The 21,559-nt window shown below is 33.0% G+C and carries 18 protein-coding genes; 5 read left to right on the top strand and 13 right to left on the bottom strand.

Going from position 1 to position 21,559, the window contains the following annotated elements:
• Nucleotides 1-30 precede the first annotated feature (30 nt).
• From I0K12_RS04895 to I0K12_RS04885, 3 genes are all read right to left on the bottom strand, one after another.
• Entirely contained in the window at nt 31-933 is a 903-nt protein-coding gene (locus tag I0K12_RS04895; RefSeq protein ID WP_196885772.1) for a type IX secretion system membrane protein PorP/SprF, read from the bottom strand.
• Between the two features lie 120 nt (nt 934-1,053).
• Nucleotides 1,054-1,983: an ion transporter gene (locus I0K12_RS04890; RefSeq protein WP_196885771.1), complete on the bottom strand. Its 930-nt coding sequence runs from the start codon at nt 1,981-1,983 to the stop codon at nt 1,054-1,056.
• Between the two features lie 240 nt (nt 1,984-2,223).
• Nucleotides 2,224-2,772 carry an MOSC domain-containing protein gene (locus I0K12_RS04885; protein WP_196885770.1) on the bottom strand — a complete coding sequence of 183 codons (549 nt, stop codon included), beginning with the start codon at nt 2,770-2,772 and terminating at the stop codon, nt 2,224-2,226.
• A 214-nt stretch (nt 2,773-2,986) separates the two neighbouring features.
• On the opposite strand from I0K12_RS04885, the gene I0K12_RS04880 reads away from it, so the two are divergent.
• The 4 genes from I0K12_RS04880 to I0K12_RS04865 all read left to right on the top strand — a co-directional run bounded on the left by I0K12_RS04880 (nt 2,987) and on the right by I0K12_RS04865 (nt 6,840).
• Nucleotides 2,987-3,595: a thioredoxin family protein gene (locus I0K12_RS04880; protein WP_196885769.1), complete on the top strand. Its 609-nt coding sequence runs from the start codon at nt 2,987-2,989 to the stop codon at nt 3,593-3,595.
• Between the two features lie 531 nt (nt 3,596-4,126).
• Nucleotides 4,127-4,597: an ABC transporter ATPase gene (locus tag I0K12_RS04875; RefSeq protein WP_196885768.1), complete on the top strand. Its 471-nt coding sequence runs from the start codon at nt 4,127-4,129 to the stop codon at nt 4,595-4,597.
• 339 nt (nt 4,598-4,936) lie between these two features.
• Complete coding sequence (locus tag I0K12_RS04870) at nt 4,937-5,815, top strand: UDP-2,3-diacylglucosamine diphosphatase (RefSeq protein WP_196885767.1); 879 nt, start codon at nt 4,937-4,939, stop codon at nt 5,813-5,815.
• Entirely contained in the window at nt 5,812-6,840 is a 1,029-nt protein-coding gene (locus I0K12_RS04865) for a glycosyltransferase family protein (protein WP_196885766.1), read from the top strand. Before I0K12_RS04870 ends, I0K12_RS04865 begins: the two co-directional genes overlap by 4 nt.
• Before the next feature lie 221 nt (nt 6,841-7,061).
• Here the strand turns inward: I0K12_RS04865 and I0K12_RS04860 are convergent, their stop codons facing one another.
• The 8 genes from I0K12_RS04860 to I0K12_RS04825 are packed head-to-tail and all read right to left on the bottom strand — an operon-like array spanning nt 7,062 to nt 18,428.
• A complete protein-coding gene (locus I0K12_RS04860) occupies nt 7,062-8,810 on the bottom strand; it encodes a cbb3-type cytochrome c oxidase subunit I (RefSeq protein WP_196885765.1) in 1,749 nt (582 codons plus the stop codon).
• A gap of 28 nt (nt 8,811-8,838) precedes the next feature.
• The gene (locus I0K12_RS04855; protein ID WP_196885764.1) at nt 8,839-9,846 is read right to left on the bottom strand and encodes a cytochrome c oxidase subunit II; all 1,008 of its coding nucleotides are present in this window, start codon (nt 9,844-9,846) and stop codon (nt 8,839-8,841) included.
• A gap of 28 nt (nt 9,847-9,874) precedes the next feature.
• Nucleotides 9,875-11,236, bottom strand: coding sequence for a quinol:cytochrome C oxidoreductase (locus I0K12_RS04850; RefSeq protein WP_196885763.1), 1,362 nt, complete (start codon nt 11,234-11,236; stop codon nt 9,875-9,877).
• 27 nt (nt 11,237-11,263) lie between these two features.
• Nucleotides 11,264-11,821 carry a c-type cytochrome gene (locus tag I0K12_RS04845; RefSeq protein WP_196885762.1) on the bottom strand — a complete coding sequence of 186 codons (558 nt, stop codon included), beginning with the start codon at nt 11,819-11,821 and terminating at the stop codon, nt 11,264-11,266.
• A 5-nt stretch (nt 11,822-11,826) separates the two neighbouring features.
• Entirely contained in the window at nt 11,827-12,351 is a 525-nt protein-coding gene (locus I0K12_RS04840) for a DUF3341 domain-containing protein (protein WP_196885761.1), read from the bottom strand.
• Entirely contained in the window at nt 12,344-13,735 is a 1,392-nt protein-coding gene (nrfD, locus tag I0K12_RS04835; RefSeq protein ID WP_196885760.1) for an NrfD/PsrC family molybdoenzyme membrane anchor subunit, read from the bottom strand. Before nrfD ends, I0K12_RS04840 begins: the two co-directional genes overlap by 8 nt.
• Nucleotides 13,736-13,769: 34 nt before the next feature.
• Nucleotides 13,770-16,883 (bottom strand): TAT-variant-translocated molybdopterin oxidoreductase, encoded by a 3,114-nt coding sequence (locus I0K12_RS04830; protein WP_196885759.1) that lies wholly within the window; start codon nt 16,881-16,883, stop codon nt 13,770-13,772.
• A 30-nt stretch (nt 16,884-16,913) separates the two neighbouring features.
• On the bottom strand, nt 16,914-18,428 hold the full coding sequence (locus I0K12_RS04825; protein WP_231372704.1) for a c-type cytochrome: 1,515 nt from the start codon (nt 18,426-18,428) through the stop codon (nt 16,914-16,916).
• A 217-nt stretch (nt 18,429-18,645) separates the two neighbouring features.
• Here I0K12_RS04825 and I0K12_RS04820 point away from each other — a divergent pair, with 217 nt between their 5' ends.
• Nucleotides 18,646-19,029, top strand: coding sequence for a hypothetical protein (locus I0K12_RS04820; protein ID WP_196885758.1), 384 nt, complete (start codon nt 18,646-18,648; stop codon nt 19,027-19,029).
• Nucleotides 19,030-19,099: 70 nt separating this feature from the next.
• Here the strand turns inward: I0K12_RS04820 and bioB are convergent, their stop codons facing one another.
• Both bioB and I0K12_RS04810 read right to left on the bottom strand, forming a co-directional pair.
• Nucleotides 19,100-20,218: a biotin synthase BioB gene (gene bioB, locus I0K12_RS04815; RefSeq protein ID WP_196885757.1), complete on the bottom strand. Its 1,119-nt coding sequence runs from the start codon at nt 20,216-20,218 to the stop codon at nt 19,100-19,102.
• 47 nt (nt 20,219-20,265) lie between these two features.
• Entirely contained in the window at nt 20,266-21,426 is a 1,161-nt protein-coding gene (locus tag I0K12_RS04810; RefSeq protein ID WP_196885756.1) for a beta-ketoacyl synthase N-terminal-like domain-containing protein, read from the bottom strand.
• Nucleotides 21,427-21,559: the final 133 nt, after the last annotated feature.

The raw sequence follows: 21,559 nt of genomic DNA, 5'->3' as shown, positions 1-21,559 counted from the left end.
AAGCTTTAAATAGAAATAATTTTGGTGAAACTAGAAAAAACGTGGTGATTTTAAATCTCCTTTGGATAAATCTAAAGAAAATTGCAAGAAAACTTCATGAGAACCATGACTGTAATCGTACAATTTGCTGATGGTATAATCATAAGAATAACCCAAAGTTAAATTTGGAGCTACCACAAAACTTACCAAACCAGAAACAGCATCTTCCCAACGATAAGCAACTCCTAATCCTAATTTTTCGGAGAATAAAAAGTTTGCTGTAACATCAAAAGTAATTGGCGAATTTTCTACAATTTTCAGAAAAGTAGCAGGTTTGAATTTGATATTTTTAGTCAAATCAAACACATAACCTCCTGTTACAAAAAAATGAACTTCCTCAGAAGCATTTTCATATTCTCCATCAGAAGTTTCGAAATAAGTAGATTTTAAAACATTTGGAACCGAAGCTCCGATATAATATTTATCAGTATAGAAAAAAGTACCAAGTCCAAAGTTTCCATGTGTTTTTTGGATATCTGTATTTAATAATCCTGGCGGAATTTGATTTAAAGCTGCTAAATCAAAATTCAACATCGTCAGTCCTCCTTTGACTCCAAAAGCCCAATTATATTTTTGATTCCAACGAATTGTATAAGAAAAATCTGCATAAAAATTTGTTTCTTTCAATGGTCCAGCTTCATCATGAATAACAGAAAAACCTGCTCCTAAAGCTTTGGAAACTGGCGCATGAATTGCTCCTGTAAAAGTTGTTGGAGCTCCATCAATTCCTACCCATTGTGTTCTTCCGAGCAACCCAATACTCAATGTTTCTTGTGAACCTGCATATGCTGGATTGATCACATTCATATTATACATATATTGTGTGTATTGCGGATCTTGTTGCGCAATCATTTGGAGTGAGAAAAACAGTAGAAGGAGTAATATTTTTTTCATATGCAGATACTATTTATTTTAGATGTTCAAGATAAGGCTTTATTTAAATTAATAAAAAAAACTACATAAACTTTACGCTTACATAGTTTTATACTTTATTCTTTTATATTTAAAATCTTCTTAGTTTTTTGAAAGATTGTCTGGATTCATATTATCCACTACAACTTCGGGTTCTTTTTGCTGCTCTGGAGCTATTTTGATCATCTGAATTAGCTCATGAACTTCTCCAAGTTTTTGTTCTAACTCAATCATTTTTGAATCTCTAGTCCCAGCATTCTCTAACTTTTCTTTTTCTAATTCATCATTTTTCGCTTCATCCATTCCTGTCATGATAACTCCAATAAATAAATTCAGCATAATCATCGTTCCTAATAAAACAAAAGAAACAAAAAACAGCACACTTAAAATAGGGTTTCCTTGAGAATTTGTACATAAAGCTTCATTTCCTCCGTATCCATAATTCGCACAACCGTACATATTGATATACATAATATCTGTCCAGTCTTCTAGCGTTACAACTCTAAACATCGATAACATCGACATTTGTAAATCTCCAAAATGAACTGGATCATTATCTTTAAAAAAGAAAACACCTGCTACTGCATAAATATAAAACAGTAGGAAAAGCAGAATCGAAACATATCCCATGGAAGGAATACTTTTCAGAAGTGCACCAACCAATATTTGAAGTTTTGGTAAAGCTTTTACTAATTTCAAAACACGAAGCAGACGTAGTAATCTTAGAATTGCCACAGAACTTCCGCCAAAAGGAAGAAAAGCTGCTGCTACAATAATAAAATCAAAAACATTCCACGGATCTTTAAAATATCGCCATGGCTTTTTTCCTTCTGCTAACATTTTTACAGCTATTTCCGCAATAAAAATGTAAAGAATTATTTGATTAAATATTTCTAAAATAACCGAATGTTTTGTGGAAAACTCAGAATAGGTTGCCATTCCTACTAAAACCCCTGCAACTAATATTGCTATAGTTACTAAATTTCCGAACCACTTTGACTCAGAAACTTTCTTACTGAACTTAATTACCATGTGTAAATTCAGTTTTAAAATTAACTACATCAACTTTCACTCTCTCTTTTAATGTCCGGATAAACCCCATATTTTTAAAATTTTATTAATGATAAATAATATAGTATTTGAAGGACATCTAAAGTATAAAAAAAGAAGTTTTGATAAATATTTTACAACATATATTACAATTTATTAATATTTATGTAATATTAAACAATTAAATAATGAATTTACACAATACGTCTTATTATAAGAAAACTACCTTTTTCTTTTCTCAAAATAAATTTCATTGATAGATTTTGCATTTTCAGCTTTTTCTACCAATTCTAAAATATCTCCAGATTGTACATTTCCTGCTTGTATAATTTTAAAATATACTCCAGGTTTATCTTCCAAGAAAAACTGTTTTACCACTTTTGCATCGTCAAAACGAATTCCTAATTTATAACAAGGCTCTCTCGGAATGGTAGCTTCTATTATTGCTTCTCCAATTTTATAAACATCACCTGTTTTGATTTCATGTTCGTCTAAATTTTCTACGGTAATATTTTCACCAAACATTCCATGTGAAAATTCTAATTCTGGATAATGTTTTTGCCAAAACTCATAATGATTAAAACCATAAACATAAAGAGCTTTTTGCTCTCCTCCATGATATTTTCTATCCACCACAGCATCGTCATCTACATGCTCTTTGTTTACAAAAATTGGTTTATCAACTGGATACTTAAAAATTCCCGTCTCGATTTCTTTACCTTTCCAGATTACTTTTTTACGCTCTCCAAGGTTTACACTTAATACTTTCATTGTTTTTTATTTTTGCGAAATGTATAAATTAATTTTTACACGAAAATCATTTCTGTGACTTTAATCATAAATTAAGATAAAAGAATACATGAAATTAGTAACTTCAAAATAGTGTGGTCTTTACGGATAGTTTTGATTCATTAAATATTTGTTAAATCGAAACCTGTTTGTAAGGAAATCAATTTTAAACGTCCAAATAATAAACAAGATTGAAATGAAGCAGTTATTGCAAGATAGTATAGAAAAAGCGATCTCTTATGAGGCTTATAAAGATTTAGTAAAAAATCTTTTAGAACAAAATAAAACAACTGGTCCAAATCAAACAGAAGATTTGGTGAATTACACAATATTAAACGATCGAAGAATGGATCGTTTGGATAAAACAATCAAAATTTCTGAAGAGACAGAAAGTTCATTAAAAGACATAAATAAAGGTCAAGTTTGGTTAGTTATCTCAGAAGCTTGGTGTGGTGATGCGGCGCAGAATTTACCAATACTTCACAAAATTAGTCAAGCTTCTGATTTTATCGATTTCAAAGTTATCCTGAGAGATGAAAATCCACAACTGATGGATGCATTCCTAACGAATGGAGCTAGAGCCATTCCAAAAATGATTCTAATCGACTCGGAAACTTTAGAAGTAATCAATACTTGGGGACCTAGACCATCAGAGGCAACTCAAATGGTTAAAGATTATAAAGAAAAACATGGTGCATTAGACGCCGAGTTCAAAAAAGACTTACAAGTTTGGTACAACAAAAATAAAGGTAAGAACCTACAGGAAGACATCTTAAAATTGATGAAACCTGTAGTGATTGAATAAAAAATTGATGGTACATAAAGTTTCGAAAGAAGTTTAGACTTCAATAATATTTTAATTTGGTTAATTTAGTTTTAAATACCTTCGAGTTTCTCAGCTCGGAGGTGTTTTTGTTTTCATAATATTTATTTAATATATTAGTTTATTAAAAAAATCATTTATGAAATTACGTCTAAATTCAAAATCCATTTTTAATGGAACACTTAGTATACTTGTTTTTTTCAGTATAGTTTATCTAACTTACATATTTAATATCAACATAACTGTATTAAATGTAGTATTACAAGCATTAATACTTCCATTTATTTTAGCAATTGGTTTATTCACTGTTTTTTGTATTATTAATTTAATCAAAAATAAAAAAGAGAATAAAACTTTAACGATTATAAGTTTTATTTTACTTATAAGTTTATCCTTTTTAATTATTAGAAGTTTTATAAATATTTAATAGAAAGAGAACCACAATTTGTAGTCCTTTTTTTTTAATTTACTTGAAACAAAGTTTATCTTTGTAACTGAAAAATAAACTTATATATGATTGTAAATTTTGACCAATTAGAAGAAACTTCAAAAGTTTATATCTATCCTTCGAAAGCAAAACTTTTTCCTGAAACAATTGAAAAAATAAAAGAAAAAGCCCAAGAATTCTTGACTGATTTTTCTGAAAACGAATGTGCTTTTGATATAAAATACAACCGTATTCTTATTATTGCAATAGATGACGAAACACCACTTACTGTTTCTGATTTGGACAAATTATCTATGTTTATTTTAGATCTTGAAAAAGAATTTGAAACTTCGCTTTTAGACAAAATGAATATTTGTTTCAAACAAGGCCAATACCTTCAAATGAAAGAAGTAAAAGAATTCAAAGAATTAATCAAAAAGAAAAGTGTTTCTAAAAAAACGATTCTTTTAGATAATTTTGTAAACTCAAAATACGAGCTAGACAATTTCTGGGAAGTTCCTGCCGAAGAAAGCTGGATTTCTCACTTTTTCAAATAAAATTTAGAACAAAATATTTTAATCATAAACTAAATCTCTTTAATCAAAGAGATTTTTTTTTGTTCATTTTGTATTATGGTTCATTTTGTATTATTATTTACAGATAATCAAATTCCCCTCTTGAGAGGGGCAAGGGGTGTGTTTTAGATAAAACAAAATACTCTCATAAAATTTTAATAGAAATAATATTCATTACTTTCCTTTTTCATTCCAATTTCTTTAACACTTTAACCTCTCCATAACCTAGAAACTGGATTCTTTAACTGTTTGATAATTATTGTAAAACAACCAATTAATTACACTTTTCTTTCTTTACAATGAAAAAAAAGATATGTTTTTATGGCTAAAGAAAGGAAGTCCAAGGAAGTAAAAAAACGTCGAAAAAGGAAAGTAGATTTAGTAATTATTTCTGATGTACATCTTGGCACCTATGGTTGTCATGCTAAAGAACTTCTTCTTTACCTAAAAAGTATCAAACCCAAAAAAGTAATTCTGAACGGTGATATTATTGATGTTTGGCAATTCAAAAAAAGATATTGGCCCAAATCTCACATGAAAGTAGTAAAACATCTTATTGGCTGGATGTCTCAAGGTGTCGAAATGTATTACGTTACAGGAAATCATGATGAAGTATTTCGAAAATTTGCAAACTTCGAAATCGGAACTTTTAAAATTGTAAACCAATTAGATTTAGACATTGACGGAAAAAAAGCTTGGATTTTCCATGGTGATGTTTTCGATGTTACAATGCAATATTCAAAATGGTTAACAAAACTTGGTGCAATTGGTTATGATTTATTAATTTTAATAAACAAGCTTGTAAATAATTGTAGTCAATTTTTCGGAAAAGGTAAAATTTCGCTTTCCAAAAAGATTAAAGACAAAGTAAAAAGCGCCGTAAAATTCATCAATGATTTTGAACAAATAGCAACGGAAATTGGTGCAGAAAAAAACTACGATTATGTGATTTGCGGACATATTCACCAACCAGAGATTAAAGAATTCAAACATGGAAACAAAAGAGTTCAATATCTCAATTCTGGTGATTGGATTGAAAATCTTACAGCTTTGGAATACCACAAAGGAAGTTGGAATATTTTTCAGTTTAAAGAAGAATATTACAGCACCGAACACGAAGAAGCAAATGATATCACAGATAAAACGTCAAAAGAAATTTTTGGGGAGTTGTTAAACGATTTTAATATTGGAAAAAAATGAAAATATTATATGCGATTCAAGGTACAGGAAATGGGCATTTGAGCAGAGCTAAAGAAGTAATTCCTGCATTAGAAAACAGAGCAGATGTTGATATTCTTGTTAGCGGAATTCAAGCGGATATAGAACTACCTTTTGAAGTAAAACACAAATACAAAGGACTGAGCTTTATTTTCGGTAAAAAGGGCGGAATTGACTTCCTAAACACTTTTAAAAAGAATAATACATTTCGTGTGATCAAAGAAATTTTGAGCTGTCCTGTACAAGATTATGATTTAGTCATCAATGATTTTGAACCAATTTCTGCTTGGGCTTGCAAAATTCGTGGTGTAAATTGTATTTCGCTTAGCCATCAGTCGGCACTTTTGTCCAAATACGTTCCGAAGCCAACACATAAAGATTGGGTGAGCAACATGATTTTGAAATATTATGCTCCAGCCATTCAGCATTTCGGGTTTCATTTTGAAAACTATGATCAAAATATTTTTCTTCCAATCATCCGAAAAGGAATTCGTCAGTTACAACCAAAATTAGGGAATTATTACACAGTTTATCTTCCAGCATATGCTGACAAAAGATTGATTAAGATTTTAAGTCAAATCAAAAATACCAATTGGCAAGTTTTCTCAAAACATTGTTCGGAAACTTACGAAGTTGAAAACCTAAAAATTCAACCAATAGAAGGAAAAGCATTCGAAAAAAGTCTTTCAAATTGTCAAGGAGTTCTGTGTGGAGCCGGATTTGAAACTCCAGCAGAAACATTGTATTTAGGAAAAAAAATACTAGTTATACCAATGAAAAACCAGTATGAGCAACACTATAACGCAGCAAGCTTGAAAAAAATTGGAGTTCCGGTAATGAAAAAATTAAAGCAAAAAAACATTCCTAAAATAGAAAAATGGATTTCCAAAAATCAAAATATCGAAGTTCATTATCCAGACTGTACACAAATGATTATCGATAATATTTTATCAAAATATATCATCACAAACGAACTTACAAATCGCGTTTTACAAAATAGTATTTAATCTTATTTGGAGCTTCTCCTTTTTTCCTCTCCCTAACGGGTCAGAAAAAGGGTCGGGCTTTCCTCTATATCTTTTTTGCTAAACCAACTTGATGAAGAAAAGCAAAAAAGGATGCCGCTTCAATCCCTAAGCCAAGGAAATTTCTAGAACATATCTTTATAAAAACAAAAAAGCTCGCTTGAATAAGCGAGCTTTTTTTGATGATATATATTTAAAAAATCTTAAGATTCTTCTTCACCTGGCTTTAATGGCACTGTCTGAGGAACGAAATCTTCTTCGTATCCTGGCTTACTATAATCATAAGCCCAACGAGTAACCTCTGGAATTTCTCCTGGCCAGTTTCCATGTACATGCTCTACTGGTGTAGTCCACTCTAATGTAGTAGATCTCCATGGGTTCATCTCAGCTCTCTTACCTCTATAAATACTAAAGAAGAAGTTTGCTAAGAATACAATCTGTACAATTCCTCCGAAGATAGCGAAACAAGTAATTACTACGTTTACGTCTGCTAAATCATCGAATAATGGGAAAGCAGTGTTTGTGTAATAACGTCTTGGTAAACCAGCTAACCCGATAAAGTGCATTGGGAAGAATACTCCGTATGCAGCAATTAAAGTACCCCAGAAGTGAACATATCCTAAAGACTTGTTCATCATTCTTCCGTACATTTTAGGGAACCAGTGGTAAACTCCAGCGAACATTCCTAAAATTGCAGATACACCCATTACTAAGTGGAAGTGAGCAATTACGAAATAAGTATCGTGAACGTTAATATCTAAGGCACTATCTCCTAAAACTAATCCAGTTAAACCTCCTGATACGAATGTAGAAACTAATCCGATAGAGAATAACATTGCTGGATTCATTTGTAGGTTACCTTTCCAAAGTGTTGTAATATAGTTAAATGCTTTTACAGCAGATGGAATCGCAATTAATAACGTTGTAAATGTAAACACAGAACCTAAGAATGGGTTCATTCCTGATACGAACATGTGGTGACCCCATACGATTGTTGATAAGAAAGCAATCGCTAAGATAGAACCGATCATCGCTCTATATCCGAAAATTGGTTTACGAGAGTTTGTTGCAATAATCTCAGATGTAATACCTAATGCTGGTAATAATACGATATATACCTCAGGGTGTCCTAAGAACCAGAATAAGTGCTCGAATAATACAGGAGATCCTCCTTCATAATGTAACACCTCTCCTTGAATGAAGATATCTGATAAATAGAAAGAAGTTCCGAAGCTTCTATCGAAGATTAATAATAATGCAGCAGATAATAATACAGGGAATGAAACCACACCAATAATAGCTGTGATAAAGAAAGCCCAAATTGTTAAAGGCAATCTTGTCATCTTCATTCCTTTTGTTCTTAAGTTTAATACAGTAACAATATAGTTAAGAGATCCGATTAATGAAGATGCAATGAAGATAGCCATAGAAACTAACCAAAGCGTCATACCCATTCCAGAACCTCCCATTGCTTGTGGTAAAGCAGATAATGGAGGATAAATAGTCCATCCTGCAGCAGCTGGTCCAGCTTCCACAAATAATGAAATTACCATAATGATACTAGATATAAAGAACATCCAGTATGATAACATGTTCATAAATCCTGAAGCCATATCACGTGCTCCAATTTGTAATGGAATTAAAAGGTTACTAAAAGTACCACTTAATCCAGCTGTAAGTACGAAGAATACCATGATTGTACCATGAATAGTAACTAATGCAAGGTACATATCAGGTGACATTACTCCCCCTTCTTGATGCTTTCCTAAGAAAGCTTCAATTAATCCAAAAGATTGTTCTGGCCATGCTATCTGTAAACGGAATAACATAGACATGAAAACCCCAATGATTCCCATAAAGATTCCTGTTACAAGGAATTGCTTAGAGATCATTTTATGATCATAACTAAATACGTATTTAGTAATAAATGTTTCTTTATGATGATCTGACATATTCTATAATTTTAGTAGTCGTAAATTATTATTTAATTAGCTCAGACATTGTTTTTTGTTGACTTACCCATTTGTTGAAATCAGCCTCTTCTTCAACAACAATTTTCATTTGCATGTTGTAGTGAGATGATCCACAAATTTTGTTACATAAAAGTAAATAGTCAAACTCATAAGGGTCTTCACCTTTTTCTTTTCTAATCTTGTTAATTCCTTCAACTTTAGTAATAGTCTCTTCATTAGCTCTCATTTCCTCAGTTGTGAACTTTGGTGTGAAAGCGAATTGAGTTACCATTCCAGGAACACAGTTCATTTGTGCTCTAAAGTGAGGCATATACGCAGAGTGAATTACATCTTGAGAACGGAATTTGAAAATTACTTTTCTTCCTTTTGGTAAATGTAACTCTCTTACATGAACATCATCAGAAGAATTCTTATCAGTCATATCAACTCCCATTGTATTAATTCCTTTGATGTTACGAACATTAGCTCTACCTAATTGTCCGTCGTTTCCTGCATAACGAGCTTCCCAGCTAAATTGCTTTGCGTATACTTCAACTACTAATGGATCTTCAACTTCAGATACATCCATTACGTTGTTCCAAGCCCATAATCCGTACATAATTAACACCGTTAATACAACTGCTGGTGTTACTGTCCAGATTAACTCTAATTTATGACTATCAGCATAGAATAATGCTTTTCTATTTCCTACTCCTCTATATTTATAAGTAAAGAAGAAAATTAAGAATTGAACTATGAATTGTACAACTAAGATTAATACCATTGTAATCATGTACAAGTTGTCATAGTGCTCTCCTTCAACAGATGCAGACTCTGGTAATAATAAAGAATTATATTGAACTAAACAGTAAATCATTCCGATATAAAAGAAAATTCCAAATATCCCGAATAAAATACCTTGTAAGTTATTATCCTTTTCAGAAGCTACTACATCTTTTAATTTAAAAATGCTAGTTAATTGCCAAATCCCAGTGGCAATAGCTATTGCAATTAATATGTAAAATAACGCTACCATATCTTTTTAGTTAGTGGTGTTTTAGTGATTAATAGTGAAACTGCTCACTTTCCTTAAGGAATGGATTTCCTTTAGCAAGTAATGGAGCTTTAGTTAATGCTGTAAATACAATGTAGATAAATAATCCTAACATTAATAATATTGCACTAATTTCAGGAATTCCAATTGACCAACTTCCACCAACAGTTCCTGGCATAATCATAATGTAGAAATCAACATAGTGTCCAGCTAAAATCACAATTCCTCCCATAACTACTAACCATGGAATACGTTTGTAATCACTGTTGATTAATAATAATACTGGGAAAATAAAGTTCATCGCAACCATTCCTAAGAAAGGAACTTTGTACTCACTGAATCTAGTTACGTAATATGTTACCTCTTCAGGAATATCAGAATACCAGATTAATAAGAATTGAGAGAACCATAAGTAAGTCCAGAATACACTAAATCCAAACATGAATTTTGCTAAATCGTGGATATGGCTATCATTTACATTCTCTAAATATCCTTTAGATTTTAAGTAAACTGTTACTAAAGCAATAGTAGTTACAGCAGACACTAAGAAACTAGCGAATACATACCATGCAAATAATGTACTAAACCAGTGGTGATCGATTGACATAATCCAATCCCAAGACATCATTGATTCAGAAACTAAGAAGAATACTAAGAATCCAGCAGAACGCTTGAAGTTTCTTTTGTAAATATCTAAGCTATTAGCAGTATCCATAGCGATTGAACGCTTTCTAGATAAGTGTCTATATAAATTCCATCCAACAATGTAGATCACAGCTCTTGCTAAGAAGAAAGGAACATTTAAATATCCTTTTTTAGCAAAAGTTAACTTATCAAAATCTGGACTATCAGGATTGATTAAATCTCCATTCATCCAAGCGAATAAGTGATTAGCGTGCATTGATGAAAGTACTAATACCACAAATACTAAAACAGTTCCAACTGGTAAATAAGCAGTAATACCTTCCATTACTCTTAATAATACAATTGACCAACCTGCTTGAGAAACATGTTGTAATGCATAAAATACTAATACACCTAATGAAATTAAAGCAAAGAATAATACTGAAACGTATAATGCAGACCAAGGTCTATTTTGCTTTTGATGTAAAACATGCTCAGCATGTGCATCAGCATCTCCATGAGAAGCATCAGCTTCATGCCCGTGATTATCTATTTTTGCTAAAGCTTCCTTCTCTAAGTGTGCTTTAGACTCTCCCCCATGGTGAGATCCATGAGAATCGTGTGACATTTCTTTTTTAACCTCCTCTACCGTCTTCGGTGCTGAAAAGAAACCGTATCCCACACCTAAGATACCGATTACCATCAACGCGATAGAAAGTGATTTTAATTTACTTGAAAACTTATACATATCTTTAAAATTCTAACTATATACTAGTTATTTGATTAAATCGTTTCTTAATTGTTCAACATACATAGTCACTTGCCAACGTTCTTTTTCCGTCAACTGAGAAGCATGAGATCCCATAAGGTTTCTTCCGTACATAATTACTTGGTAAATACTTCCTTCTGTAATATCTCTATCTTTATAATTAGGTATACCTAAAAACTTCTCGTTTTTAACTAATTGTCCTTGACCATCTCCTTTTTTACCATGGCAAACTGCACAATAGATATCGTACATTTTTTTACCATTGTCTAAGTTTTCTTTAGTTGCAGGGTATGGTGACTTTAAGTTTAACTTAGCATCTTCATATCCTTCATTTGTATTTGGGTACTCGTAAGGAACTTCTCCACGAGCAACAGATCCCTTTGCAGGTAATCTTGTTGCCATGTCGTTTTTGAAGTAATCATTTTCTCCATATGTTTCATAACCTACAGGCTCATACATGTTTGGCATGAACTGTAAATTTGGTGTTCTTTTTGTTTTATCTCCACAAGCAGTGAAAGAAATAACAACAGCTAATATCGTTGATAATTTTAAAATTCTTTTCATCGTAATTAGTGCTTTTCAGTTACTTTAATTTCAACTGCACCTGTGTTTTGTAAAAATGCAGTTAACTCATCTTCGTTACCTTTAACTGAAACTTCCATTAAGAACATATCATCTGTAGTTCTTGGATCTGGGTTTTCAGCTTCTTTAAATGGCCATAATTTACTTCTCATATAAAAAGTGATAACCATTAAGTGAGCAGCACAGAATACTGTTAACTCAAACATAATTGGTACAAAAGAAGGCATATTATACCAAAAAGACATACTTGGTTTACCTCCGATATCTTGTGGCCAATTTTGAATCATCATGTAGTTCATCATCCATGTAGCGAATGCTAAACCTACTAAACCATAACAGAAAGCAGCAATTGCAATTCTAGTGTGTGGTAATCCCATTGCCTTGTCTAATCCGTGTACAGGAAATGGTGTAAAAACTTCCTCGATATGATGATCTGCAGCACGAACTTCTTTTACAGCGTGCATTAATACATCATCATCATTATATAATGCTTGTACTACTTTACTACTCATGATTTCCGTCTCTTAATTTTTTATAATTCTCACCTGATGATTTCAAAATTGATTTTACCTCTGCTTGAGCAATTACAGGGAATGTTCTAGCGTATAATAAGAATAATACGAAGAAGAATCCGATTGTTCCAACATAAATTCCGATATCTACGAAAGATGGAGAGAACATTGTCCAAGATGATGGTAAATAATCTCTGTGTAATGATGTTACAATAATTACGAAACGCTCAAACCACATCCCTACATTTACAACGATAGAAATACCGAAAGAGAAAATAATACTTGTTCTTAATTTCTTAGACCACATAAACTGTGGAGAGAATACGTTACAAGTCATCATCATCCAATATGCCCATGCGTAAGGTCCTGTTGCTCTGTTTAAGAAAGCGTACTGCTCATACTCAACTCCTGAATACCAAGCTACGAATAACTCAGTGATATAAGCACAACCTACGATAGAACCAGTTACCATGATAATGATATTCATTAATTCTATGTGTTGTAAAGTAATATATGCTTCTAGGTTACACACCTTTCTCATGATAATCAATAGTGTTTGTACCATTGCGAATCCTGAGAATACTGCTCCTGCAACGAAGTATGGAGGGAAGATAGTCGTGTGCCATCCTGGAATCACAGATGTTGCGAAGTCCATCGATACAATCGTGTGTACAGAAAGTACAAGAGGAGTAGCTAAACCAGCTAATACTAATGATACTTCCTCAAAACGTTGCCAATCCTTAGCTCTACCTGACCATCCAAAACTTAATAATCCGTAGATTTTCTTTTGGAATGGACGTACAGCTCTATCACGTAACATTGCGAAATCTGGTAATAAACCTGTCCACCAGAATACTAATGATACAGATAAATAAGTCGAAATCGCGAATACATCCCATAATAATGGTGAGTTAAAGTTTGTCCAAAGTGATCCGAACTGGTTAGGAATAGGTAATACCCAGTATCCCATCCATGGACGACCCATGTGAATAATTGGGAATAAACCTGCCTGAACTACGGCGAAAATTGTCATCGCCTCTGCAGAACGGTTAATCGCCATTCTCCATTTTTGACGGAATAAAAGTAGTACCGCAGAAATAAGTGTTCCCGCGTGACCAATTCCTACCCACCAAACGAAGTTGGTAATATCCCAGGCCCAACCTACAGTCTTGTTAAGACCCCAAGTTCCAATACCTGTTCCAATTGTGTATAGCATACACCCTGCTCCCCACAAAAAGGCAGCCATCGAAATAATAAATACTATCCACCACTGTTTATTTGCTTTACCTTCCACCGGAGCCGCAACATCTTTTGTGATGTCGTGGTATGATTTGTCTCCGATAATTAAAGGTTCTCTTATAGGTGCTTCATAATGAGACGCCATATCCTTTATCTATTTTCTTTAAATTAATAATATTTTATGCTTCTGTATTTCTAACTTTCACTTGGTAAACAACGTTTGGCTGTGTTCCTACGTGTTCTAATAAATGGTAAGCTCTGTCATCTTTTCTTGCTGCTGCAACTTGACTGTCTTTATCATTTACATCTCCAAAAATCATCGCTCCTGTTCCACAAGCTTGTGAACAAGCTACTTCAAATTCTGAATCCTTAACTGGACGTCCTTCGTTTTTCGCTTTTAAGATTGATGCTTGAGTCATTTGGATACACATAGAACATTTTTCCATAACCCCTCTAGAACGTACTACAACATCTGGGTTTAATACCATTCTACCAAGGTCATCATTCATATTGAAATCAAACACTTCGTTTTCTGCGTATTGGAACCAGTTGAAACGACGTACTTTATAAGGACAGTTATTTGCACAGTAACGAGTTCCTACACAACGGTTATATGCCATTTGGTTTTGACCTTGACGTCCATGTGAAGTTGCTGCTACAGGACAAACTGTCTCACATGGTGCGTGATTACAGTGTTGACACATTACAGGTTGGAATACTACTTGTGGATTTTCAGAAGACTCTTCTAATTCAATAAATCCACCTAATGATCCTTGCTCTCCAGTTAATCCAGAGAACTCATTTTTCTTCTTATCATCACCAGCAAATGTTTCTTCAGAAGAGAAGTATCTATCGATACGTAACCAGTGCATATCTCTTGATTTACGTACTTCTTCTTTTCCAACAACTGGTACGTTGTTCTCAGCGTGACAAGCAATCACACAAGCTCCACATCCTGTACAAGCATTTAAATCAATAGATAAGTTGAAGTGGTGTCCAACTGTTCTATCAAATGAATCCCATAAATCTACCGTAGTTGCTTCAACCTCTTGGTGGTCTAATGATACAACTGGTACTGGGTTCCATGAGTGTTTTGGATCAAGAGATTTATCGTTATAAACATTTAATGTAGTTTCTTTAACGATATCCCCTCTACCCATTAAGGTATTTTGTAACTGAATACAAGCAAATTCATGCTCTCCTGCTCCTTTTGCTAAAGTAGCTGCTTGAACTGCTTTGTTGTTAATTGCAAACATAAATGCATTAACTCCAGTCATCATTTCTTCTTTCATTCCTTTTGTACGACCATATCCAATAGCTAGACCAACTGATCCTTTAGCTTGACCTGGCATGATGTATACAGGAACTGTTAAGTCTTTTCCTCCTACTGTTAAAGTTGCATAACTTCCGTTTAATGCTCCGTTTGCAACATTGTAGTTTTCAAAACCTAGATTCTTAGCATCTGCTTGAGAAACTGTTAAGTAGTTATCCCATGAAGCTCTAGAGATTGGATCAGGGAACTCTTGTAACCATGGGTTACTTGCCATTCTTCCATCTCCCATTCCAGTCTTTACATATAATTGTAACTCTAAATCGCTAGACTTAGTAGCTGCAACTAATGCAATAGCAATTGCAGAAAGATCATTCGTTACTACTTCTTCTGTTTCTTCAGTAGATTCTTGAGAAGTAATAGGAGTTTCTTCTTCAACTACAGCTGAAACTGTAATAGATCCATCATGTAAAGCTTGGTTCCAAGATCCACCGTTTAAGATAGTCTCTGACCATAAGTTTTTAATGTAATCGTAGTAAGCAACATTATTTCCAGTCCATTTTAATAAGTTCTCTTGGAATTGACGAGTGTCAAATAAAGGACGGATAGTTGGTTGTGTTAAGCTATAACTTCCTTTCTTGATTTGAACATCTCCCCAAGATTCTAAGTAATGTGGAGCTGGTAATGCAAATTCCATTGCATTTGCAGTTTCGTCATTATTCATTGTTATAGCTACAGAAAGAGCAACTTTCTTTAACCCAGCAACAAATTTATCTGAATCTGCTAAAGTGTATACAGGGTTTGTGTTGTAAGTGAAAATTGCACCTACATTTCCTGCATTCATATCTTTGATTAACTGAGCTACAGCTGTATCATTACCTTGACGTACGTACTTAGGTTTTTCAACATCCATAACTTCAGAACGAATTGCTTTATTTAATTCTAAAGCGATTCTTTGTGCATTTTTATCTTGAACTCCTGTTAAAACAACAGCTTTAGAACCATGCTTCTTAATTTCTTGTGCAGCAGCTTTGATTTGAGCATCTACTGGAGTAGCTTTTGACTGCAAATTACTTCCTGTTACTGCATTGTATAAATTAATTAAAGCAAAAGCTTGTTCTGATGGTTTTAACATCACACGTTTATCAGCATTAGATCCTGATAAAGTCATGTTTGATTCGAACTGAATATGGCGAGACATTTTTCCATTTTTTGGAACACGTCCTTTTGCATAAGCAGCTTCGTATCCTCCACCTTGCCAGTCTCCGATGAAATCAGCTCCGATAGAAACAATCATATCAGCTTTTTCTAAATCATAATCAGCTAAAGCTCTTTCTCCGTACATTTCTTCGAAAGCGTCTAATGCTGCAGATTCAGAAAATGCATCATATACTACATGATTTACATTTCCAAACTTCTCATTAAACTCAGCAATTAATTTGCTAGTTGATGGACTCGCCATTGTTCCTGTTAAGAAAGCAATAGATTTTCCTTGAGAACTTAATTTTGCTAATTCAGCAGTAATCTGTTTATCAACTTCACTCCAAGAAGCTTCTGCTCCTTTGATTTGAGGCTTTTGTAAACGATATTTATCATACATTGATAATACAGATGCCTGAACACGAGCATTAGTTTCTCCATGTACTAATTTGTTTGGCTCAATTTTAATAGGACGTCCTTCACGAACTTTTACTAAAACATTTGCAAAATCAAATCCATCTGCGATTGTAGTTGCATAATAATCTGGTACTCCAGGAATAATATCGTCTGGTTTTACAACGTAAGGAATCGATTTAATTACCGGTCCTTCACAAGCAGCTAAAGTTGCAGCTGCTGTAGTAAATCCAACATATTTTAAAAAGTCACGACGTGTTGTAGAAGATGATTCTAATGTTTCTTTATCACCTAAAAATGAATCCTCAGGTAATTTCTCTACAAACTCGTTTTGTTTTAACGTATCAACAATAGAACTATTTTCGTTTAGTTCTTCAACACTTTTCCAGTATTTTTTGCTTGATGCCATTTTATAGAAAGTTATTTGCTTCGTAATTAATTAATAGTGACATTTACCGCATTCTAGACCACCCATTTGAGCCTCGGTAACTTTAACCACACCGTATTTTTTCGCCAATTGTTCATGGATCTTTTTATAGTATCCATTCTTTGTCATATCCACTTCAGTTTCTCTGTGACAATCAACACACCATCCCATAGTTAATGGAGAGTATTGGTAAACTTCATCCATAGTTTCAACTGGACCATGACATTTTTGACATTTAATTCCTGCAACATTTACGTGTTGTGAGTGGTTATAATATGCAAAATCTGGTAAGTTGTGAATACGAACCCATTCGATTGGCTTTTGTTCGTAGTTTTCAATATATTGTCTTGTTTCTGGATCAAATCCGATTGCATCATAAATCTTTTGGATTTCTCCATCATAGAAAGCTTTATCATGCTCTGTAGTAACAGGCCCTTCGTATTCTGTAATGTTTTTATGACAGTTCATACAAACGTTTACTGAAGGAATTCCTGAAGTTTTTGAGTGTTTCGCAGATGAGTGACAGTATTGACAGTCAATCTTGTTATCTCCTGCGTGAATTTTGTGTGAGAATGCAATTGGTTGGATTGGTTGATAATCTTGATCAACACCAACTTGCATCATATAACTAAACGCAAACCAAGCACCACCAATTAACACAACGATTAATGATAAGAACTTAACGAATCCGTTTTTATTTTTTGTAAATGCCCAAATTAAGAATACTAATAATACAACAGCAGCTATGGTAGCTTGCCATGGGAAAGGAGTTTTCTTCGCTGTTTCTTCAACAACTTCCTTTTCATCACCTTCTTTTTTACCTCCGTATTTTGTATAAGCTAAAATTGCATTTAAATCTTCATCAGATAATTGAGGGAAAGCTGTCATTGGAGCTCCTCCATTTTCTTCAAATACTTCTTTTGCTAAAGCATCTCCAGAAGCACGTAAAGCTGCATTATCTTTAATCCATGCTTTTAACCAATCTGTCTCTCTCTTATCAGTAATTCCACCTAAAGCAGGTCCTACTAACTTCTTGTCTAATTTGTGACAAGCGGCACAGTTTGTGTTAAATATTTTTTTACCAGCTAATACTTCTGGGCTTTGAGACATATCATCTCCACCTCCAGCAGCAACTGTTTCAGCTTTTGCAGCTGGTTTACCGTCAGTATATGCCAAGATGTCATTAATATCTTGCTCAGATAATTGAGGGAAAGCCTGCATTGGCATTTTGTTATACTCCTCAAAAAGGTCTTTTGCATCTGCATCTCCAGACTTAATTAATGCTTGATTATCTTTAATCCAAGCTTGTAGCCATTCATTTGATCTTCTTTCTGTAACTCCTTTTAATGGAGGTCCAATAAGTTTTTTATCTAATTTGTGACAGGCTGCACAATTTGAATTAAAAAGTTGTTTACCTTTAGTAGCATCACCTTGTTGTGCTGATAAATTAATGGTAAAAAACAAAAGGAAAGCAAAGCTAAGTTTCATTAGCTTCGATAATGGACTGTGTTGATTCACACTTTTCATACTTAAATTATATGTTTTCTTTCTTGTTTGGTACAAAATTTTCAATCAATACAGCAAACTGCTTAGTTTTTGAATTGATTTGACAAAAGTACTATTTATAAGGAAAAATCGAAATCGAATTATACCTTATGATATAATTTATATCGATTCTAAATAAGATGTATTTTTAAGCATTTAAAACACAATGTATTACTTTTACAAAAAATTATAATTTATAATGAAAACACTTAAAAAAAAGGTATTTATTATCTCATTTTTAGTTAGTTGCTTTTATTTCTCAAAAGCTACTGCACAGGTAAATCAGAGCACTGAGATCACTGAATTAATTGAACAAAAGATTGAGTTCAATAGAGACCATGACAATTTTATCGATGGTTACCAAATTCAGCTTTTTAATGGAAAGGAAGCAGAAACTCGTAAAAAAAAGAAGGAATTTAAAGAAGATTTTCCTGATATCGAGATTTCATTATTCTATTCTAGTCCAGAATATAAACTTAGAATCGGAAATTTTAAAACAAAAATTGAAGCTGTTAGAGTTTTAAACAAAATCAAAGATAAATATAGAGGAGCAAGAATTTTGGAGACAAAAATTATTTACTAATCCTCTACTATTAAAAAAGCCCAGTTTTAAATCAAAAACTGGGCTTTTTTTATTCTATAAATTAAGTGAATTATGAGTTCACTTTTTCTGCTTTTCTAATTTCTTTTGCCTTTTCTGTAGCGGCAACATTTCTGTCAATTTCATGTCCTGGTCTAGACCATTTTGGTTTCTCACCTTGTGCTGTATATTTAGAATCTTCTGCTTCTACAGTTTCAGGTTTTTTCATGATATTGATAAATGGCTTACTTGGATTTAATCCTAATTTATCAAACATTTTCATGTCTTCATTTACATCAGGATTTGGAGTAGTCAATAATTTACTTCCTGCAAAAATTGAATTTGCTCCTGCAAAGAAACACATTGCTTGACCTTCTTGAGACATCTCTGTTCTACCAGCTGAAAGACGAACTTGTGTTTTTGGCATCACGATTCTTGCTGTAGCAACCATTCTTACCATTTCCCAAATCTCTACTACATTTTGCTCTTCCATTGGAGTGCCTTCTACTGGAACTAAAGCATTAATTGGCACAGATTCTGGGTGTGGAGCAAAAGTAGAAAGTGAAACTAACATTCCTGCTCTATCTTCTAATTTTTCTCCCATTCCAATAATTCCTCCAGAACAAACAGTTACGTTTGTTTTACGAACATTCTCGATAGTTTTGATTCTATCCTCATATCCTCTTGTAGAAATTACTTCTTTATAATATTCTTCTGATGTATCTAAGTTGTGGTTATAAGCATAAAGTCCAGCTTCTGCTAATCTTTTTGCTTGATTTTCTGTCAACATTCCTAACGTACAACAAACTTCCATATCTAATTTGTTGATTGTACGAACCATTTCTAATACGTTTTCGAATTCTGGTCCATCTTTTACATTACGCCAAGATGCTCCCATACAAACTCTTGAAGATCCTCCAGCTTTTGCTTGTAAAGCCTGAGCTTTCACTTGCTGAACTGACATTAAGTCATTTCCTTCAATATCTGTATGATAACGTGCTGCTTGCGGACAATATCCACAATCTTCTGGACATCCTCCTGTTTTAATAGATAATAAAGTACTTACTTGTACTTGATTTGGATCATGGTGCTCTCTATGAATCGTTGCTGCTTCATATAAAAGCTCCATTAATGGTTTGTTATATATTTCAAGTATTTCTTCTCTCGTCCAATTGTGTCTAATTTCACTCATAAGTTTTATTTCTGAAATTTTATCCAAATGTAAAGAATAAAAAGGAATTAATTACGTGCAAGTAAAATACTTACTGCGTTTCCTCCAAATCCTACTGCATTTACTAGTATTTTGTTGATTTTATTCGGTATTTTTTGTTCTGATAAAAATGGAATTGTAATAAATTCTTGTGTTTGAAGCATTAAAATTGCCAATTCCATACTTAGCGCTCCCGAGGCTCCTAAAGTATGACCTATTTTCCATTTATTACTTGTTAGTGCTGGTTTTTTTTCACCAAATATTTTTTCGATAGCATTAAACTCAGAGCTATCACCTTTTTTGGTTCCTGGTGCATGCATAACAATACAGTCTATTTCTTCAGGATTTACACCTTTCAAAGCCATCTTCATCGACTTCTGAAAACAGTCTGCATTGGTAGAAATAGAAACATTATGTTTCAAAACTTCTGTAGCATATCCTACACCTTCTATATATGCAAGTGCATTTTCTTTCTTTCCTTTTTCCAAACACATCATCGCAGCACCTTCTCCGATTACCATTCCGTTTTTCTCTTTTTCAAAATCTAAAGTTCGAACAGGATAATCTTTTTTCGGCTCTGCATAAATCTTCAAAGCTTTCATCTGAGAAACAGTAAAAGGTGTGTTGGAAGCTTCTGTTCCTCCTACCAAAAAAGCATCGGACATTCCTGATTGAATCCAAGCAATTCCATTTAATATAGAATGTAGAGCTGTAGAGCAAGCAATCGAATGACTAATTGTAGGACCTTCTGTTTGCAAATCATGTGCAATCCAAGAAGCAATATTTCCCAATGTAGTTGTAGGAGAACTTAAAGTATTTGTTTTTCCAAGTGGATGTTTTGTAAATTCTTCATGGAATTTTTCAAAAAGCTCCGTAGCTCCTCTTGAAGAACCTACATTAATTCCAAAATTTGAAATATTCCAATTAGCTTGTTTCACTGCATTTCTTGCACAAAAAATTGCAAATAATACAGATTTATCTATCGATTTATATTTGGGATCTGAATTTCTAATTTCTTCTAATTTTTGTTCTAAATCGTCAGAAATAGAACTAACAATCCCAGAAAACTTTCCAAAGTCTTCTTCTTTTAAAAAGTGTTTCGGATTTTGATAATTCTCGTAAATTTCTGCAAACTCACTCCCTAAAGCGGAAATGGAACCTAAACCAGTAATAGATATTTGTTCATTCATAAAAATGAAAAATTATATAAGCCTGCAAATGTCTTGATTTTAAATAAAAAAAACTAATCCGAAACGATTTTAACTTTTCAATTATTTATTTAACAAATTACTTTTTCATACTCAATAAAATAACGTTTTCATT

The organism is Aureivirga sp. CE67, assembly GCF_015767245.1.
In the GTDB taxonomy this organism is placed as follows: Bacteria; Bacteroidota; Bacteroidia; order Flavobacteriales; family Flavobacteriaceae; genus Aureivirga.
The sequence above is the reverse complement of the archived record's forward strand: the minus strand, read 5'-3'. Positions and strand labels throughout refer to the sequence as shown.

Bases quoted from the DNA above. Each gene is read 5' to 3' on its own strand.
- I0K12_RS04895 (WP_196885772.1), bottom strand. From the start codon at position 933: ATGAAAAAAATATTACTCCTTCTACTGTTTTTCTCACTCCAAATGATT.
- I0K12_RS04890 (WP_196885771.1), bottom strand. From the start codon at position 1,983: ATGGTAATTAAGTTCAGTAAGAAAGTTTCTGAGTCAAAGTGGTTCGGA.
- I0K12_RS04885 (WP_196885770.1), bottom strand. From the start codon at position 2,772: ATGAAAGTATTAAGTGTAAACCTTGGAGAGCGTAAAAAAGTAATCTGG.
- I0K12_RS04880 (WP_196885769.1), top strand. From the start codon at position 2,987: ATGAAGCAGTTATTGCAAGATAGTATAGAAAAAGCGATCTCTTATGAG.
- I0K12_RS04875 (WP_196885768.1), top strand. From the start codon at position 4,127: ATGATTGTAAATTTTGACCAATTAGAAGAAACTTCAAAAGTTTATATC.
- I0K12_RS04870 (WP_196885767.1), top strand. From the start codon at position 4,937: ATGGCTAAAGAAAGGAAGTCCAAGGAAGTAAAAAAACGTCGAAAAAGG.
- I0K12_RS04865 (WP_196885766.1), top strand. From the start codon at position 5,812: ATGAAAATATTATATGCGATTCAAGGTACAGGAAATGGGCATTTGAGC.
- I0K12_RS04860 (WP_196885765.1), bottom strand. From the start codon at position 8,810: ATGTCAGATCATCATAAAGAAACATTTATTACTAAATACGTATTTAGT.
- I0K12_RS04855 (WP_196885764.1), bottom strand. From the start codon at position 9,846: ATGGTAGCGTTATTTTACATATTAATTGCAATAGCTATTGCCACTGGG.
- I0K12_RS04850 (WP_196885763.1), bottom strand. From the start codon at position 11,236: ATGTATAAGTTTTCAAGTAAATTAAAATCACTTTCTATCGCGTTGATG.
- I0K12_RS04845 (WP_196885762.1), bottom strand. From the start codon at position 11,821: ATGAAAAGAATTTTAAAATTATCAACGATATTAGCTGTTGTTATTTCT.
- I0K12_RS04840 (WP_196885761.1), bottom strand. From the start codon at position 12,351: ATGAGTAGTAAAGTAGTACAAGCATTATATAATGATGATGATGTATTA.
- nrfD (WP_196885760.1), bottom strand. From the start codon at position 13,735: ATGGCGTCTCATTATGAAGCACCTATAAGAGAACCTTTAATTATCGGA.
- I0K12_RS04830 (WP_196885759.1), bottom strand. From the start codon at position 16,883: ATGGCATCAAGCAAAAAATACTGGAAAAGTGTTGAAGAACTAAACGAA.
- I0K12_RS04825 (WP_231372704.1), bottom strand. From the start codon at position 18,428: ATGAAAAGTGTGAATCAACACAGTCCATTATCGAAGCTAATGAAACTT.
- I0K12_RS04820 (WP_196885758.1), top strand. From the start codon at position 18,646: ATGAAAACACTTAAAAAAAAGGTATTTATTATCTCATTTTTAGTTAGT.
- bioB (WP_196885757.1), bottom strand. From the start codon at position 20,218: ATGAGTGAAATTAGACACAATTGGACGAGAGAAGAAATACTTGAAATA.
- I0K12_RS04810 (WP_196885756.1), bottom strand. From the start codon at position 21,426: ATGAATGAACAAATATCTATTACTGGTTTAGGTTCCATTTCCGCTTTA.